This is a genomic window from Streptomyces inusitatus (assembly GCF_014651115.1).
In the GTDB taxonomy this organism is placed as follows: Bacteria; Actinomycetota; Actinomycetes; order Streptomycetales; family Streptomycetaceae; genus Streptomyces; species Streptomyces amakusaensis.
In genome coordinates this window covers 242,384-260,191 of sequence record NZ_BMWG01000008.1, presented here as the reverse complement: position 1 = coordinate 260,191, position 17,808 = coordinate 242,384, and the positions used below count along the sequence as shown (strand labels likewise).

Genomic DNA, 17,808 nt, shown 5'->3' with positions numbered 1-17,808 from the left:
CTTCAGCGAGCCGAGGTAGAGCGGCCGGTCGGCGGGGCGGTTCTGGCCGTACGTGGCGATCAGCGCCTGCGCCTCGATCGGGTCGCCGAGGGTGGTGCCGGTGCCGTGCGCCTCGACCGCGTCGATGTCGGCGCTCTCCAGCCCGGCGTTGGCGAGCGCCTGCCGGATGACGCGCTCCTGGGCGGGCCCGTTGGGCGCGGTCAGCCCGTTGGACGCGCCGTCCTGGTTGACCGCTGAACCCCGTACCACCGCGAGGACGTGGTGACCGTTGCGCCGTGCGTCCGAGAGACGCTCCACCAGGACCAGCCCGACCCCCTCCGACCAGCCGGTGCCGCCCGCGTCGGCCGAGAAGGAGCGGCAGCGGCCGTCACGGGCCAGCCCGCGCTGACGGGAGAACTCCACGAAACCGTCCGGTGTCGACATCACCGTGACACCGCCCGCGAGCGCGAGATCGCACTCACCGCCGCGCAGGGCGTTCGCCGCCTGATGGACGGCGACCAGCGAGGACGAGCAGGCCGTGTCCACGCTGATCGCGGGACCCTCCAGACCGAAGGTGTAGGCGATCCGCCCCGACGCCACGCTTCCCGCGTTGCCGCTGAGGAGGAAGCCCTCCAGATCCTCGGGCACCTGGTGCACCCGCGAGCCGTAGTCGTGGTACATCACCCCGGTGAAGACACCGGTGCGCGAGCCGCGCAGCTCCGCCGCGTCGAGCCCCGCGTTCTCGAAGGTCTCCCACGCCGTCTCCAGCAGCAGCCGCTGCTGCGGGTCGGTGGCCAGGGCCTCCCGGGGGGACATCCCGAAGAAGTCGGCGTCGAAGTGGTCGGCCTCCGTCAGGAATCCGCCGTTGCGGGTGTAGGAGGTGCCGGAGCGCTCCGGGTCCGGGTCGTACAGCGCCTCCAGGTCCCAGCCCCGGTCCTCGGGCCAGGTCGAGATGGCGTCGCCGCCCTCGGCGAGCAGCCGCCACAGGCCGTCGGGCGAGTCCACCCCGCCGGGGAAGCGGCAGCCCATGCCCACGATCACGATCGGGTCGTCGTCCGCGGCCCCGGCCCGGGCGGCGGCCACGGGGGCGCTCACCGCCGCCCCGCCGGTGCGCAGCAGCCCCGACAGATGCGCGGCGAGCGCGGTGGTCGTCGGATGGTCGAAGACCAGGGTGGTGGGGAGCCGCAGCCCGGTGGCGGTGTTGAGCCGGTTGCGCAGCTCGACCGCCGTCAGCGAGTCGAAGCCGAGCTGCTTGAAGGCCCGCCCGGCGTCCAGCGTCGCCGGGTCGGGATGGCCCAGCACATCGGCGACATGACCGCGCACCAGGGAGACGAGAGTCTGCTCCCGCTCCTCGGCGGGGAGCGCCGACAGCCGGTCCGCCAGCGAGGAACCGCCGGGGACGCCGTCGCTCGCCCGGCGGCGGGCGGCCGGGACCAGCCCGCGCAGCAGCGGCGGGGCGCCCTGGGCCGAGCGGCGCAGCCGGGGCAGATCGAGCCCGGTGGCGGCGAGAACGGCCCAGTCCTGGGCGAAGGAGGCGTCGAAGAGGGCGGCCCCCTCGTCCGAGGAGAGCGGCAGCAGCCCGGACTGGGCCATCCGCCGGACGTCGACCTCGGTCACATGGCTGGTGCTCTCGCTGGTGTCGGACCACAGGCCCCAGGCCAGCGAGGTCGCGGCCAGACCGTGCGCCCGGCGGTGCTGGGCCAGCGCGTCCAGGAAGGTGTTGCCCGCCGCGTAGTTGGCCTGGCCGGCGGTGCCGAGCAGACCCGCGAGCGAGGAGTAGAGGACGAAGGCGTTCAGCTCCAGGTCCCGGGTCAGTTCGTGCAGATTCCACGCGGCGTCCACCTTGGGCCGCAGCACCCCGGCCAGCCGCTCGGGGGTGAGGCCGGTGAGCAGCCCGTCGTCCACCACACCGGCCGTGTGCACCACGGCCTTCAGCGGCCGGTCGGCGGGCACCTCGGCCAGCACTCCGGCCAGCGCTTCGCGGTCGGCCGCGTCGCAGGCGGCGAAGACGACCTCCGCGCCCAGCGCGCGCAGCTCCTCGCCCAGGGCCGCCGCGCCCTCGGCGCGCTCGCCCCGGCGGCTCAGCAGCAGCAGGCTGCGGGCCCCGTGCGCGGTCACCAGATGCCGGGCCAGCAGCCCGCCGAGGGTGCCGGTGGCGCCGGTGATCAGTACGGTTCCCTCGTCCCAGCGCGGGGCGGCCTCCGGCCGCGGCGCCGCCGCCCGGCTCAGCCGGGGCACGAGGGCCGCGCCGTCGCGCAGCGCGAACTGGGGCTCGTCCGAGGCCGCGGCGAGGGCCACGAGCGCGGGCAGCGCCCGGCCGGAGTCCCGGACGGAGGTCTCGTCGAGGTCCACGAGGAGGAAGCGGCCGGGGTTCTCCGTCTGCGCGGAGCGCAGCAGACCCCAGAGCGGGGACCGGGCCGGATCGGTGACGTCCTCGTCCCCGGCGACCACCGCGCCCCGGGTGAGCACGACGAGCCTGGCGGCGGCGAGCCGGTCGTCCGCGAGCCACTCCCGGACCGTCGTCAGCAGGGTCTCCGCCGACGCACGGGCCCGCTCGGGCAGTTCCGCGTCCGGTCCGGCGGACCGGGGCGGGGCCAGTACCACCACATCGGGTACGGGGGCCGAGCCGTCGAGCGCGGTCAGCAGCGCGCCCAGGTCCCGGTGGCGGCGGTCGGCGGGCACCCCGAGGGCGGTGGCGAGCGCATCGTCCGCCTCTCCCTCCGCGAGCAGCGCCCAGCCGTCCGTACCAGTGTCCGTGCCAGTGCCAGTGCCAGTGTCCGACGCCGGGACGGACAGCGCCGTCCAGCCGACCCTCAGCAGTCCGTCCCGGGCGCCTTCCGGCGCGGCGGCGCTCAGCGCCCCGGCCGGCAGCGGCCGCAGGGTCAGCGAGTCCGCGGTGGCCACGGGCGCGCCGGTGCCGTCCGCGATGACCAGCGCGGCCGAGGAGTCCCCGGTCGGCGTCAGCCTGACCCGCAGCACGGAGGCGCCCGTGGCGTGCAGGGTCACCCCCGACCAGGAGAAGGGCAGCACGGCGGGCCGGTCCTCGTCGAGCACGGGCAGCAGCAGCGGGTGGAGCGCGGCGTCCAGCAGGGCCGGGTGCAGGCCGAACAGCTCGGCCTCGGGGCGCTGTTCCTCCGCGAGCGCGACCTCGGCGAAGGTCTCGCCCTCGCTCCGCCACACCCGGCGCAGTCCCCGGAAGGCCGGGCCGTACTCGTACCCGCTCCGCCCGGCCCGCTCGTAGAAGGATTCGAGAGCGACCTCGGTCGCGCCGGCCGGGGGCCAGAGGGCCAGATCGGCGGGGCTCTCCCGGCGGGCCGGGGCCAGCAGACCGGTCGCGTGCGGGGTCCAGGGCCGGGCGGTGTGCTCGTCGCCGTCGTCGGGCTGGGAGAAGATCTCCAGCTTCCGGCGGCCGGACTCGTCCGACTCGCCGACGACGACCTGTACCCGCACCGCGCCGCCGCCGGGGAGCAGCAGCGGGGCGGAGAGGGTGATCTCCTCGACGAGTTCGCAGCCGACGTGCTCCCCGGCGCGCAGCGCGAGTTCCACGAAGCCGGTGCTCGGCAGCAGTACGGTCCCGTCCACCGCGTGGTCGGCGAGCCAGGGGTGGGTCTGGGCGGAGAGCCGTCCCACGAAGAGGAACGCGTCGCGGTCGGCCATCCCGACCGCCGCGCCGATCACCGGGTGGTGCGCGGTGATCAGCCCGAGGCCGGAGGCGTCACCGGGCGCGGCCGTGGCCTCCAGCCAGTGCCTGCGGCCCTGGAAGGCGTACGTCGGCAGGGCGACCGGGCGCGGGTCCGTGCCCGCGAAGACGGCGTCCCAGTCCAGGGCGACGCCCCGGCAGTGCGCCTCGGCGAGCGCGCGCCAGAACCGGCGCGGTCCCCCCTGGTCGCGGCGGAGCGTGCCGAGGACGGCGGCCTCGGTGCCCTCCAGGGTCTCCCGGACGCCGACCGCCAGCACCGGGTGGGAGCTGATCTCCACGAAGTTCCCGAAGCCCTGGCCGACCAGGGCGCGCACGGCGCCCTCCAGCTGGACGGTCTGCCGCAGATTGCGGTACCAGTAACCGGCGTCCAGCTCCGGGCCCTCGACCCACTCGCCGGTCACCGTCGAGAAGAACGGGATCTCGCCCTTGCGGGGGGCGATCGGGGCCAGCAGCCCGGCGAGTTCGTCCCGCAGGAGTTCCACGTACGCCGAGTGGGACGCGTAGTCCACGGGGATGCTGCGGGCCCGCACCTCGTCCGCCACACACCCGGCGAGCAGCTCGGCCAGGGCCTCGGACTCGCCGGAGACGACCACGGACGAGGGGCCGTTGACGGCGGCGATCTGGATGCGGTCGCCCCACGGCGCGATCCGGTCCCGTACCTGGTCGGCGGAGAGCGGCACGGAGATCATGCCGCCCAGTCCGGCCAGCTTCCTGCCGATGGCCTGGCTGCGCAGCGTCACGACGAGGGCCGCGTCCTCCAGGCTGAGGATTCCGGCCACGCAGGCCGCCGCGATCTCGCCCTGGGAGTGGCCCACCACGGCCGACGGAGTGATGCCCTGGGAGCGCCACAGCTCCGCGAGCGACACCATGACCGCGAACAGCACCGGCTGGATGACATCGACCCGCTCCAGCGGGGCGGAGCCCTCCACTCCGCGCAGGACGTCGGTGAGGGACCAGTCCACGAAGGGCGCGAAAGCCCTCTCGCACTCGGCGATCCGGGCGGCGAACACCGGTGAGCCGTCCAGGAGTTCCACGGCCATGCCGGCCCACTGGGAGCCCTGGCCGGGGAAGAGGAAGGCGGTACGGGAGGGGTCGGCCGCGACTCCGGTCACCAGGCCGGGCGCGGACTCCCCGGCGGCCAGCGCCCGGAGCTGCTCCGCGGCCTCCTCGGCGCTCCCGGCGACGGCCACGGCCCGCTGGGGCAGCGCGGCGCGGCCGGTGGCGAGGGAGAACCCGATGTCGGCGGGGGAGAGGCCGGGGTGCTCCGCGAGGTGCTCCAGCAGCCGCTGTGCCTGCGCGGCGAGCGCCTCGGGGGACTTGGCCGAGAGCACCCAGGGCACCAGACCCGGCGTCAGCGCCGGTGCCGGGGCCGGTGCCGTGGTGTCGGCGGGCTCTCCGGAGCCGGGCCCTCCGGAGGCGGGCACGGGTACGGGCTCGGGGGCGGGGGCCTCCTCCAGCACCACATGCGCGTTGGTGCCGCCCATGCCGAAGGAGGAGACCGCGGCGCGGCGCGTCCGGTCCCCGGCGGGCCACTCGACGGCCTCGGTGAGGAGTTCGACCGCGCCCGCGCTCCAGTCCACATGGGAGGTGGGCTCTTCGGCGTGCAGCGTCCTGGGCAGCGTCTCGTACCGCATGGCCTGCACCATTTTGATGACGCCGCCGACTCCGGCCGCCGCCTGGGCGTGGCCGATGTTGGACTTCAGCGAGCCGAGGTAGAGCGGCCGGTCGGCGGGGCGGTTCTGGCCGTACGTGGCGATCAGGGCCTGGGCCTCGATGGGGTCGCCGAGCGGGGTGCCGGTGCCGTGCGCCTCGACCGCGTCGACGTCGGAGGTGTGCAGCCCGGCGTTGGCCAGCGCCTGGCGGATCACCCGGTCCTGCGAGGGGCCGTTGGGGGCGGTCAGTCCGTTGGACGCGCCGTCCTGGTTGACGGCGGTGCCCCGGATGACGGCGAGCACGGGATGACCGTTTCTGCGCGCGTCGGAGAGCCGCTCCACCAGCAGCAGCCCGACGCCCTCGGCCCACGCCGTGCCGTCCGCCGCCGCCGAGAACGGCTTGCACCGGCCGTCGGGCGCGAGCCCGCGCAGCCGGGAGAACTCGATGAACCCGGTGGGCGTGGCCATCACCGCCGCGCCGCCCGCCACCGCCAGCTCGGACTCGCCCGAGCGCACCGACTGCACCGCCAGATGCAGCGCCACGAGAGAGGAGGAGCAGGCGGTGTCCAGCGAGACCGCGGGACCCTCCAGACCGAAGGTGTACGCGAGCCGCCCGGCGGCGATGCTGCCCGCGCTGCCGCTGTAGAGATAGCCCTCGAACCCCTCCGCCGGGAGCTGGGGGCGCGAGCCGTAGTCCGAGTACATCAGCCCGGTGAAGACACCGGTGCGCGAGCCCCGCAGGGTCGCCGGGTCGATGCCCGCCCGCTCCAGCACCTCCCAGGTGGTCTGGAGCAGCAGCCGCTGCTGGGGGTCGGCGGCGAGCGCCTCGCGCGGCGAGAGACCGAAGAACTCCGGGTCGAACAGGTCGGCGTCGTGCAGGAAGCCGCCCTCACGGGTGTAGGAGGTGCCCACCCGCTCGGGATCCGGGTCGTAGAGCGCCTCCAGGTCCCAGCCCCGGTTGTCCGGGAACGCGGAGACCGCGTCCACCCCGTCGTCGACGAGCCGCCAGAGATCCTCGGGCGAGGCGACCCCGCCGGGGTAGCGACAGGCCATTCCCACGATGGCGACGGGCTCCTCAAGCCTCTCCTCGACCTCGCGGAGCCGCTTGCGCGCATCCCGCGCGTCGGCGATCGCCCGCTTCAGGTATTCGCGGAGTTCCTTTTCGTCCGCCACGTGCTGTCAGCTCCCCAAGGTGATGTGCCCGTGCGCGCGCGACGTCATGTCATGCCTCATGGCCGACCGGTCAGTTCGGCCAGATATCGAATGAGTGTTGGTTTCATACGCCATACATAGCGGAAGCCATGCCATGTGACGTCGCGCGGTGCGCCTGCCCAGAATTCTTTGATCGCGGTCTGTTCAACGACGCTAGCAGGGCCTGCCGAAGGGCGTTCAATGCCCAGTAATGACCTGGCAATCGGGGGCACACGGGCACACGGGCACACGGGGGCGGACCGGGGAGCGCATGAAAAAGCCGGACCCGCCGTCATGGCGGGTCCGGTCGGTCCGGGGCGGTCCCGGTCGGCCCGGGTCGGTCCGGCTGTCCGGAACGAAGGGGGGAGGGGGTCAGAGACGCGCGCCCGGCGCGTGCAGCGGGGCGCGGTCGTACTCCCCGACGAGGCAGGTCTCCGGCTCCTCGACGACGGTGGACGGCGTGGCGGCGATGAGGGTGTCGAGCACCGTGCGCGCGCCGAGGAGTTGCTCGACGGCGGCGTCGATCCGCTCCCGCTCCCGGTACAGATCGGGAAGCATGTCCGCGCACCCGGGCATCAGACTGCCGTCGTCCTCGACCATGCACGGCATCAGCACGGAGATCGTCTGGGTGCTGAGGCCCGCGCCGAGCAGAGTGCGGATGCCGCGCACCCTGTTCACATCCTCCTCGTCGTACTCGCGGTACCCGCTGGCCCGCCGTAAGGGGCTCAGCAGGCCCTGCTCCTCGTAGTACCGCAACAGCCGTTCACTGACGCCGGTCCGCTGGGACATCGCTCCGATGCGCACGTGATCACCACCACACCCATTCGATTTGACTCTCACATCGATGTGAGACTCTAACGTGTTCCGCATGACAACACAGCAGGCAACAAGCCCCCAGGAAAGCCCCGTTACCGTCGTCGGCCTCGGCCCGATGGGCATCGCCCTCGCCGAAGCGCTCCAGAAGAAGGGGCACCCGATCACGGTCTGGAACCGCACCGCGTCGAGGGCCGACGAACTCGTCGCCAAGGGCGCCACGCGCGCGGAGACGGTGGCCGAGGCCGTTTCGGCCAGCCCGGTCACGATTATGTGTCTCAAAGACTATGAAACGATGTACGACGTTTTCGGCCCGGCCACCGAGGAGCTGCGCGGCCGCGCCCTGGTGAACCTCAACTCCGGTACGCCGAAGGAGGCTCACGCGGCGGTCGCCTGGGCCGGCGAGCACGGCGTCGGCTACCTCGACGGCGCGATCATGGTGCCGCCCTACCTCATCGGAAACCCCGAGTCGGTCTTCCTCTTCAGCGGTTCGGAGGAGATCTTCAACGAGCACAGGGCGACGCTGTCCGCCATGGGCGACCCGCGTTTCCTCGGCGCCGACGCCAGTCTCGCGGTGCTCTACAACACCGCCCTGCTCGGCCAGATGTACGCGACGATGAACGGCTTCCTGCACGCCACCGCGCTCGTCGCCTCGGCCGGTGTGCCCGCCGAGACCTTCGCCGACCTGTCCGTCAACTGGTTCCTGCCCACGGTGGTGACCTCCACCCTCGTCGCGCAGGCCCCCGCCATGGACAAGGCCGACTACCCCGGTGAGTACGGGACGATGGAGATGAACCTCAACGCCCTGGAGCACATCACCAGGACCTGCCAGGAGCAGGGCGTCCACGCCCAGCAGCCGGAGCTGATGCTGAACATCGCCAAGGAGGCGATCGCCCGGGGCTACGGCGACAAGAACTACTTCGCCGTTTTCGAGGTCTTCAAGAAGGCCGTCCAGGCAGCCTCCTGACCCTCGTCCGAACCTGCGGCAACCGCGGCGTTCCCAGTCCCGCCGGACTGGGAACCGCCGCGCTGTCAATTATCCCGTAATACCCCTCACGTTTCCCGCCCGCGGCTTGAAATATCTTGCCGATGAGCCGTGCATTACTCGTTGATGTACTTGCGGTGGAGTGCCCCTCTCTATCTTGAATATCGGGTCCGGGAAAATTCCCGTGCCCGATTCCAGGACTGTGACATCACGAGAATCGTTTGGGGCGATTTCACTGTGACCAGTACTCATACGGGCGGCGTAGAAGAACATCTTGAGCAGTATGTCCACGCCTTCAACTCCGGTGAGTTCGACGTGGTCCGCCGGTTCTACACCGAGGAGGCGGTATCCGCCTGGGACCCGGAGAAACCGCTGACCGGAGCGGAGCGCGAGGAGAGCCTCGCCGGCTTCCTCGCGCTCGGCCCGCGGATGACCGCGCGGATCCGCGAGTCGCACGTCACCCGTGACACCGCTCTGCTGACCGTCGAGTGGAGCATCGACATCGACTCGGACGGCACCAGGGAACGGCTGGCGGGCATCGCCACCGATGTGCTGAGCGCGGACGCGGAGGGCGGATGGCGCTATGCCGTCGACGCCCCCTACGGCGACCCCCGCAACAAGACCGAGTGAGCGGCTCCATGACCCGGCGATGCGGCCGGCACGCCGTCGTCCTCGGCGCGGGGATGGCCGGCCTCCTGGCGGCACGGGTGCTCTCCGACGCGTACACCGCCGTGACCGTGGTGGACCGCGACACCCTGACCGATGTGACCGACCCGCGCCGGGGCGTCCCCCAGGGCCGCCAGGTCCACGGACTCCTCGCCCGCGGCCAGCAGATCATCGAGGAGCTCTTCCCCGGCCTCACCGAGGAGATGGTGTCGGACGGCGCGAACCTCGGCGATGTGGCGGGCGATCTGCGCTGGTACATCAACGGCGTGCGGCTGCGGCGGAGCCGCTCCGGACTGAACACGCTCACCTCCAGCCGCCCCTTCCTGGAGAGCCATGTCCGGGCCCGGGTACAGGCCCTGCCGAATGTGGAGTTCCTGGAGCGCCGGGACATCATCCGGCTCAACGCCACCGAGGACCGCGGCCGGATCGACGGAGTCGTGGTGGCGGACCGGGACGGAACCGAGGAGCTCATCGAAGCCGATCTGGTCCTCGACGCCTCCGGCCGCGGCTCGCGGACCTCCGCCCGCCTCGTCGAGCTGGGGTATCCGCAGGTCGAGGAGGAGCGCCGGAAGATCGGCCTCGGCTACACCACCCGCCACTACCGGATGCGGACCGACCCCTACCGGGGCGACATCGCGATCAACATCATGGCCTCGGCCGCCCTCCCGAGAGGCGCGATCGCGGCCAAGGTGGACGGCGACCGGACCGTCGTGACCGCCTACGGGATCCTCGGCGACCATCCGCCGGCGGACCCGGAGGGCTTCCACGACTTCATCGCGTCCGTGGCCGCGCCCGACATCCATGACGCGCTCCAGGACGCCGAACCCCTCGACGACCCCGTGGCCTACCGCTTCCCGGTCAGCCTGCGACGGCGCTACGAGCGGATGACGCGATTCCCCCGGGGACTGCTGCTGATGGGCGACGCCGTGTCCAGCCTCAACCCCTCCTACGCGCAGGGGATGACGGTCTCCGCCCTCGAAGCGGTCACCCTCCGCCGGCACCTCGCCCGGGGCCGGGAGCCCGAGCCGCTGCCGTATCTGCGCGATCTGGCCGCCGACGCCATCGACCGGGTCTGGGAGCTGATGATCGGCAGCGACCTCGCCTACCCCGGCGTCGAGGGCGAGCGCACACCGGCGATCCGCTTCGGGCACACCTATGTCGGCCTGGTGCAGCGCGCCGGAACCCGGGACCCCGTCGTGGCCGACGCGTTCCTCCGGGTCATCGCCCTCGTGGAGCCGTCCGAGTCGCTGATGCGCCCCGCGCTGATGCTGCGCGTGCTCCGCCATGTCCTGGGCGGATCGTCCGCCCGCCCCGCCGGCCGGCCCGGCACGGTCAAGAAAGGTGCACCCACGCCATGAACGAGACGTCCGTCAAGCTCATCCACGGCTACATCGACGCGATCAACGAGCGCGACGGCGCGAAGCGGCGCGCCCGGCTCGAAGAGCTGTTCACCGAGGACGGGTCCTACATTGACCAGAACCTCACCGAGCCGTACACCGGCCGCGACGCGATCGACCAGTCCATGGTCGACATGCAGGAACACGCTCCCGACGACTGGTTCACGGTCGTCTCGGTGCTCGGCGCGCACAACGACATGGCGCTGTTCACCTGGCGCTGGGGCACCCCGGGCGGCGCGATGTCCCGTGCCACGGGCACCGACACCGTGCTGTTCAAGGACGGCCGCATCCACCGGATCTTCGGCTTCATCAACTGACCCGTCCGCCCGACGGCACCCCTCCACGCCCCGCCGCGAGAACCCGCCCCGGGGCGTTTCCGAACGGGCCCGGCACCACCGGCCCCACCAGCAGGGAAGGCGATATGACCAGCACCGGCACAGCGGTCGAATCCGTACTGGAGAAGATCGAGAAGATCGTCCCCAGGCTCCGTGAGAACGGCGAGGCCTCCGAGGAGCGCCGCTGGATCCTGGACGAGAACATCGAACTCCTGGCGGCCGCGGACGTCTTCCGCGCCGCCACGCCGAGCCGGTTCGGCGGACTCGGGCTGAGCCTCGCCGAGCAGTGCCGGGTCCTCGCCGAGATCAGCCGGGGCTGCGCCTCGACCGGCTGGGTCTCGATGGTGTGGATCTCCAACGCATGGGTGGCCACCCTCTACCCGGACCGGGCGCAGGAGGAGATCTTCAGCGACCCCTCCGTCCGCATCTCCGGCGGCTTCACCCCCAGCGGCACCCTCACCCCCACCGAGGGCGGCTATCTGCTCAACGGCAGCTGGCGCTTCAACACCGGCTGCCGGGGAGCCGACTGGAACGTCGCGGCCGCCCTGCTGGAGCTGCCGGACGGCAGCCACGAGGACCTCGTCGCCATCGTCCCGATGTCCGAGTTCACGATCGCGGACGACTGGCACACCTCCGGGGCCGTCGCGACCGGCAGCTCCACCTCCACCGCCGAGAACGTCTTCGTCCCCGAGCACCGGGTCGTGAGCTTCGAGCACGCCGCTCTCAACTCCACCCCGGGCCGGACCGACGTCAGCGCGGACGGCCGTGACTACGGGCTGTTCAGCTTTGTCATGGCCGAGTGCGCCGCCGTCTTCACCGGCATCGCCCAGGGCGCGTACGAACTCTTCCTCGACCGGCTGCCCGGCCGGTCGATCACCTACACCTCCTGGAGCGACCAGCGTCAGCACCCGCTGACCCAGATCCAGGTCGCCACCGCCGCGAACAAGATCGCCGCGGCGGAAGGGCTCGCCAACGGCTGGCTGAAGGTGCTCCAGGAGCGCGCGGACGCCGGCGAACAGCCCACGATCGAGGAGAAGACGGCGGTGCGCGGCCAGGCCGCGTACGCGATCCAGCTCGCCAAGGAGGCCGTCGAGGTCCTCCACAACGCGAGCGGGGCCTCCGTGATCCAGCGGAGCGTCCCCATCCAGCGTCTCCACCGCGACAGCCAGGCCCTCTCGCTCCACGCCCTGCTGCTGCTCAGCACCAACCTGGAGACCTATGGACGGGCACTCCTCGGGCTGGACCCGGAGACGCCGCTGCTGTGAACACGGCGGTGGCGGCGCACAGAACCACAGCGGATCAGAACACCACACACAGTCAGAGAACTTCTCTCCAGGGGGACATGTGAGTAACTTTCGGCAGATCACCCGCCGGAATCTGATCAGGGTGGGCGGCACGGCCGCCCTGGGAGCCGGCGTCGCGGCCGTCGCCCGACCGGCGGCGGCCCGGACCCGGAACACCAAGACCGGCCCGTACGACGCCATCGTCATCGGCGCGGGCTTCGCCGGCGTGACCGCCGCGCGGGACCTGCGCGACCTGGGACTGCGCCCGCTGGTGCTGGAGGCCAACAACAGGATCGGCGGCCGGGTCTGGACCAGCACCCACTTCGGCACCCAGGTCGAACTCGGCGGCGCCTGGTTCCACCCGAACTACCACCGCACCTACGCCGAGATGACCCGCTACAACCTCACCACCGTGGTGGACGCGCCGCCCACCTCGGTCTACGTCCGCACCGGCAACAGCGGCTACCAGTCGGTCGACCCCGTCGTCACCGCCAACCGGATGGAGCAGCTGCTCACCCAGATATTCGACGGCTCCCAGAACTACTTCGCCCAGCCCAACCAGCCGCTGTTCCGGTCCGATCTGCTCGCCTCGGTCGACCCGCTCTCGCTCGCCGACCGGATGAACCAGCTCAACCTCACCACCCAGGACCGCAATCTGATCCAGGGCCTGATGGCCACCTACTCCGGCGGCGACGCCGCCAACGGCGGACTCACCGCGCTGGCCCAGTGGTGGGCCCTGTGCGGCTGGAACGCCCAGGGGTGGAACCAGATGACCTCCGCCCGGGTGAACGGCGGCATCACCTCGCTGGTCCAGGCCATTCTGAACGGCGCGCAGGCCGATGTGCGGCTGAGCACCCCCGTCGTCCAGATCGCCCAGGCGAACAACCAGATCACCGTCACGACCCAGGGCGGCGCGACCTTCACCGCCCCCGTCGCGGTCGTGGCGACCCCGGTCAACAAGTGGAAGACGATCACCTTCTCCCCCGGGCTGCCCACCGTGCACGCGGACGCCACCAACGAGGGCGTCGGCGTCCGCCCGATCGCCGCCAAGATGTGGCTGCGGGTCTCGGGCGTCCCCGGCCGCGTCTTCGCACAGGGCGCGCCCGGCGACCCCATCGCCAGCCTCGTCACCCACCAGCATCTGAGCAACGGCGACAACCTGATGATCGCCATCAACGGCCCCGGACTCAACGTCGGCAGCCTGGCCGCCGTCAACGCCGCCGTACAGCAGATCATCCCCACCGCCACCGTCGTCGGCAAGAAGGTCCAGGACTGGGCCAACGACCCCTACTCCGGCGGCGGCTGGGGCATGCGCAAGCCCGGGCAGCTGCTGCGCCAGCTCCCCGGTCTCCATCAGCCGCACGGGCGGATCACCTTCGCCGGCGGCGACATGACCAGCGGCTGGGTCGGCTCCTTCGAGGGCGCCATCCAGGACGGGGCACGCGCCGCGAGCCAGGCGGCGGCTCTTATCTGAACCACGTCGTGGCCGCCCCGAATCCGGCCACGACGCCACTCCCAGGTGAGACTACGGAGGCACCCCCACCATGGCCACGGACATCCAGCCGGGAACCCTGGACCTGGAACTCACGGACGATCCTGAGCAGCAGAACGAGGTCTTCCTCGCGGCCTTCAACACCAACGACGGGAAGATCTTCGACTCCCTCTACCGGGAGGACGCGATCTCCAACCTCTCGGGCCGGCCGCTGACCGGAGAGGAACGCACCCGGGTCATCACCGAGATGCTCGCGGGCGGCCCCCGTCTCGCGGCCGACTTCAAGGGCGCGTACATCGCCGGAGACGTACTGCTGATCTTCGTCGAGTACGACCTCGATCTGCCGGACCCCGAGGGCGGCCACAAGCGTATGCACGGCATCTGCACCGATGTGCTGCGCCGCGGGGACGACGGCAAGTGGCGCATGGTCGTCGACCGCCCGGTGGCGCTGGAGACCACCGCCTAGAAACGAGCGGCACGGGTCCCGGGGGCGGGCGCCGCTCGCCCCCGGGACCCCTGGCCTTCCAGGAGTTCCGACCGACCGGCCCATGGACCCATGGAGAGACCAACTGATGACCGAGACACGCTCCGAGCAGCAGCAGCAGCCGCTGGTGGGGACAGAGGGCAGACGGCCGCCGCTGCCGTCGCTCACGGGAATGCGCGGCGTCGCCTCCGTGATCGTATTCCTCTGCCACATCATGATCCTGGCCGGCGATCTGCCCTACGACATCGACATCCTCCATATATTCGAGGACGCCGAACTCCGTGAGAACTACCGGTACGCCGTCGGGTTCATCGGCTACACCTGTGTGTCGTTCTTCTTCGTCACCAGCGGTTTCATCCTCACCTGGGCCCAGCGGGCCAAGGACACCCGCGCCCGCTTCTGGCGGCGGCGCCTCTTCAAGATCTTCCCGCTGCATCTGGTGACGTACGCCATCGGTCTCGTCGTGCTGACCGGGTCCATGAGCTCGGCCGCCGACATCCCCGCCGTCTTCCTGGTGCAGAACTGGACACCCGATCTGCGGGTCATCTTCAGCGCCAACGGGCCGAGCTGGTCGATCTCGGCGGAACTCTTCTTCTACGCCATGTTCCCGCTGCTGCTCGCCTGGATCATGAAGATCAGGGAGAACCGTCTCCTGCTCTGGCTCATCGGCACCGGAGTCGTCCTCCTCGCGGTCACCGTCTTCAGCCATCTGACGCTCTCGGCCGCCCATCAGGTCTGGTTCAGCTATGTGTTCCCGCCGGTCCGCATCCTGGAGTTCATCGCCGGGATCATCCTCGCCCGGCTGATCATCAGCGGTCGCTGGATCAGGCTGGGCATGGGCCCCGCCGCACTCATCCTCCTGGCGTCCTGCGTCGTCGCGCGCGCCCTGCCCGAGGTCTACGCCTTCGCCGCGGCGACCTTCGTACCCGTCGTGCTGATCGTCGGCGCGGCGATCAGGGACGACGTCGAGGGAATCCGCTCCCCGCTGCGGAGCCGTTTCCTGGTCTGGCTGGGCGACCTCTCCTTCGCCTTCTATCTGGTGCATCTGTCCGTGCTGGTGGGAGCCAGGAAGCTGGTCGGCACCGAGCAGTCCTGGGGGGTCGCGGGCGCCGCCCTGTTCATCGTGATCACCTACGCGGTCACCCTGTTCTGCGCCTGGGTGCTGCACAACTACGTCGAGAACCCCGCCATGAGGCGCTGGAGCTCCCCGAAGAGACCGGTCGGGGAGAAGACCGCCGCGCCCCGAGCAGTGAGAGGAACGGAATGAATTCCGCCAACACCGCCAGCATCACCAGCACCACTGGCACCACTGGCACCACCGGGATCAAGCTCGCCGAACCCCATCTCGAAGACGTGCTGTCCTCGGCCGGGATCAACGTCGAGTACACCCGCGCCGAGCGCAACACGCTCTACTACCGGGACCAGGACGGCCAGGAGGTCCCCGTCCTCGACCTGGTCGGCGGCTTCGGCTCGCTGATCCTCGGCCACAACGACCCCGAGATCGTGGCCCACGCCAGGGAACTCCTCGCGGCCGGGACGCCGATCCACGCGCAGTTCTCCCCGCACCCCCACGCGAACCGGGTCGCCGCCGAACTGAATCGTGTCATCCACCGGGAGACCGGCGACACCGAGCCCTACTTCGCCGTCTTCGCCAACAGCGGCGCGGAGGCCGTCGAGGCCGCCGTCAAACACGCCGAACTCGACCGCGGCCTCCGGCTGGCCGCACTCGCCGAAGAACTCGCCGCGCACCGCGACAGCGCCCGCGAGGCCGTCGCCGCCGGCGCGAGGGTCGAGGCCGCCGCCTTCGAGAGCGCGGGCACCGCCCCCGAGGACGGCATCGAGGGGCTCATCGAGGCCGTGGAGCGGAGCAACGACCGGCAGCTCGCCCGCCCGCCGCTCTTCCTCGCCCCCGAGGGAGCCTTCCACGGCAAGCTCATGGGCAGCGTCCAGCTCACCCACAACGAGGCCTTCCGCCTCCCCTTCTCCGCGCTCGCCGCCCAGACCCGCTTCATCCCCGTCGACCAGCCCGACGCCCTCGCGAAGACCGTCCGCGAGGAGCGGGCCGTCATCCTCGACCTGGTCACCGAGGACGGCACGGTCCGGCTGACCGAGCGCCCCTTCCCGCTCTTCTGCGCCTTCGTCCTCGAACCCATCCAGGGCGAGGGCGGCATCAAGGTCATCGGCGAGGAGTTCGCCCGCGAGGTCCAGCGGGTCTGCCAGGAGATCGACTGCCCCGTCGTGGTCGACGAGATCCAGAGCGGCATGGGCCGCTCCGGCGCGTTCCTCGCCAGCTCCCTCATCGGACTGCGCGCCGACTACTACACCCTCGCCAAGAGCCTGGGCGGCGGAGTCGCCAAGACCTCGGTGGCGCTGATCAGGCAGGACCGCTATCGCAAGGAGTTCGAGCTGGTGCACAGCTCGACCTTCGCCAAGGACGGCTTCTCCAGCCAGATCGCCCTCAAGACCCTTCAGCTGCTGGAGGCCGACGACGGCCGCGCCTACCGTCTCGCCCGCGAGAAGGGCGAGAAACTGCTGAGCGTCCTGGAGCTGATCCGGGCCGACTTCCCCGAGGTCGTCAAGGACGTGCGGGGCCGCGGACTCATGCTCGGCATCGAGTTCCACGACCAGGCCGGGACGGCCTCACCCGAGATCCGCGCCGTCGCCGAGGCCGGCTTCCTCGGCTATGTGATCTCCGGCCATCTCCTCAACGAGCACCGGATCCGGGTCTTCCCCACCGGCAGCTCCGTCAACACCCTCCGCATGGAGCCGTCGATCCATCTCGACGACGAGGAGATCGAGCGGATACGCCGGGCGCTGCGCGCCGTGTGCGAAATCATCCGCGACCAGGACGGCGGGCGTCTCGTACACGCCTGACCGACCCGTTCGCAAAACGCGTTGACGCTCCACGAAGGCCGGTCCGATGATGATCCCCCATCGGACCGGCCGACGCCGTTCCGTCCCCACGACCTCAAGGGTGTCGACCGCACATGTCTGAGTTCGTCCCGGAGAACGTCACACCGGCCGACGCCTCCGCCACTCTGCACGGGCGGGTCGCGCTGGTGTCGGGAGCCAACCACGGGATCGGCGCGGCCACCGCGATGGCGCTGGCCGCCCGGGGCGCCCGGGTGCTCCTCACCTATCTGCGGCTGGAGGACGCACCCGACCCCGCCACCCCGGACGCCTATCGCCACAACCGGGCCCGGGCCGCCGCCGACGTCGTCGAGGCGATCCGGGGCGCGGGCGGCACGGCCGAGGCCGTGGAGGCGGACCTCGCCGATCCGCTGACGCCCGCCCGGCTGTTCGACACCGCCGAGGAGCGGATCGGCGGGGTGGACATCCTGGTCAACAACGCCAGCGGCTGGCTCGCCGACACCTTCAAGCCCGGCGCGACCGACCGCTTCGGCAGATCGCTGCTCCCGGTCACTGCCGAGAGCTTCGACCGCCAGTTCGCGGTCGACGCCCGGGGCGGCGCACTCATGATCGCCGAGTTCGCCCGCCGCTCGGTGGCGCGGAAGGCCGGCTGGGGCCGGATCGTCTCCCTGACCTCCGGCGCGGGCGGCGGATTCCCCGAGGAGGTCTCCTACGGAGCCGCCAAGGCCGCGCTGGTCGACTACACGCTCGCCGCCGCGACCGAGCTGGCCCCGTACGGCATCACCGCCAACGCCGTGCACCCGCCCGTCACGGACACCGGCTGGGTCTCGGACGAGGTGCGCGGCCAGGTGGGACGGGTGGCCCTCCCCGAGGAGGTCGCCGAGGTGATCGCCTTCCTCGCCTCCGAGCAGGGCCGCCTCGTCACCGGAAACCTCCTCCATCTGAAGTGAGCACACCGGC

12 protein-coding genes are annotated in these 17,808 nt (G+C 71.4%); 10 read left to right on the top strand and 2 right to left on the bottom strand.

Features of this window, described 5'->3' with window-relative positions; all coding sequences use genetic code 11:
* The coding region (locus IE247_RS16200; RefSeq protein ID WP_190123819.1) for a type I polyketide synthase at positions 1-6,504 on the bottom strand (6,504 nt) is incomplete at its 3' end.
* Between the two features lie 390 nt (positions 6,505-6,894).
* Positions 6,895-7,326, bottom strand: a complete 432-nt coding sequence (locus IE247_RS16195; protein ID WP_190123818.1) for a MerR family transcriptional regulator — start codon at positions 7,324-7,326, stop codon at positions 6,895-6,897.
* Positions 7,327-7,390: 64 nt separating this feature from the next.
* On the opposite strand from IE247_RS16195, the gene IE247_RS16190 reads away from it, so the two are divergent.
* The 10 genes from IE247_RS16190 (at position 7,391) to IE247_RS16145 (ending at position 17,798) form a co-directional block, all read left to right on the top strand.
* The gene (locus tag IE247_RS16190) at positions 7,391-8,302 is read left to right on the top strand and encodes an NAD(P)-dependent oxidoreductase (RefSeq protein WP_190123817.1); all 912 of its coding nucleotides are present in this window, start codon (positions 7,391-7,393) and stop codon (positions 8,300-8,302) included.
* Between the two features lie 255 nt (positions 8,303-8,557).
* Positions 8,558-8,950, top strand: coding sequence for a YybH family protein (locus IE247_RS16185; protein ID WP_229869145.1), 393 nt, complete (start codon positions 8,558-8,560; stop codon positions 8,948-8,950).
* An 8-nt stretch (positions 8,951-8,958) separates the two neighbouring features.
* Positions 8,959-10,344 (top strand): FAD-dependent oxidoreductase, encoded by a 1,386-nt coding sequence (locus IE247_RS16180; protein WP_190123816.1) that lies wholly within the window; start codon positions 8,959-8,961, stop codon positions 10,342-10,344.
* Positions 10,341-10,700, top strand: a complete 360-nt coding sequence (locus IE247_RS16175) for a nuclear transport factor 2 family protein (protein WP_190123815.1) — start codon at positions 10,341-10,343, stop codon at positions 10,698-10,700. The genes IE247_RS16180 and IE247_RS16175 overlap by 4 nt, the downstream gene beginning before the upstream one ends.
* A 104-nt stretch (positions 10,701-10,804) precedes the next feature.
* On the top strand, positions 10,805-11,983 hold the full coding sequence (locus tag IE247_RS16170) for an acyl-CoA dehydrogenase family protein (protein WP_190123814.1): 1,179 nt from the start codon (positions 10,805-10,807) through the stop codon (positions 11,981-11,983).
* Positions 11,984-12,062: 79 nt separating this feature from the next.
* On the top strand, positions 12,063-13,475 hold the full coding sequence (locus IE247_RS16165) for a flavin monoamine oxidase family protein (protein WP_190123813.1): 1,413 nt from the start codon (positions 12,063-12,065) through the stop codon (positions 13,473-13,475).
* A gap of 70 nt (positions 13,476-13,545) precedes the next feature.
* The gene (locus IE247_RS16160) at positions 13,546-13,959 is read left to right on the top strand and encodes a YybH family protein (RefSeq protein WP_190123812.1); all 414 of its coding nucleotides are present in this window, start codon (positions 13,546-13,548) and stop codon (positions 13,957-13,959) included.
* 106 nt (positions 13,960-14,065) lie between these two features.
* Positions 14,066-15,244 carry an acyltransferase family protein gene (locus IE247_RS16155; protein ID WP_190123811.1) on the top strand — a complete coding sequence of 393 codons (1,179 nt, stop codon included), beginning with the start codon at positions 14,066-14,068 and terminating at the stop codon, positions 15,242-15,244.
* Complete coding sequence (locus IE247_RS16150; RefSeq protein ID WP_190123810.1) at positions 15,241-16,851, top strand: aspartate aminotransferase family protein; 1,611 nt, start codon at positions 15,241-15,243, stop codon at positions 16,849-16,851. Before IE247_RS16155 ends, IE247_RS16150 begins: the two co-directional genes overlap by 4 nt.
* A 113-nt stretch (positions 16,852-16,964) precedes the next feature.
* Positions 16,965-17,798, top strand: a complete 834-nt coding sequence (locus tag IE247_RS16145; protein WP_190123809.1) for an SDR family NAD(P)-dependent oxidoreductase — start codon at positions 16,965-16,967, stop codon at positions 17,796-17,798.
* Positions 17,799-17,808 lie beyond the last annotated feature (10 nt).

Coding starts and splice junctions, on each gene's coding strand:
- IE247_RS16190 (WP_190123817.1), top strand. CDS start 7,391: ATGACAACACAGCAGGCAACAAGCCCCCAGGAAAGCCCCGTTACCGTC.
- IE247_RS16180 (WP_190123816.1), top strand. CDS start 8,959: ATGACCCGGCGATGCGGCCGGCACGCCGTCGTCCTCGGCGCGGGGATG.
- IE247_RS16175 (WP_190123815.1), top strand. CDS start 10,341: ATGAACGAGACGTCCGTCAAGCTCATCCACGGCTACATCGACGCGATC.
- IE247_RS16170 (WP_190123814.1), top strand. CDS start 10,805: ATGACCAGCACCGGCACAGCGGTCGAATCCGTACTGGAGAAGATCGAG.
- IE247_RS16160 (WP_190123812.1), top strand. CDS start 13,546: ATGGCCACGGACATCCAGCCGGGAACCCTGGACCTGGAACTCACGGAC.
- IE247_RS16155 (WP_190123811.1), top strand. CDS start 14,066: ATGACCGAGACACGCTCCGAGCAGCAGCAGCAGCCGCTGGTGGGGACA.
- IE247_RS16150 (WP_190123810.1), top strand. CDS start 15,241: ATGAATTCCGCCAACACCGCCAGCATCACCAGCACCACTGGCACCACT.
- IE247_RS16145 (WP_190123809.1), top strand. CDS start 16,965: ATGTCTGAGTTCGTCCCGGAGAACGTCACACCGGCCGACGCCTCCGCC.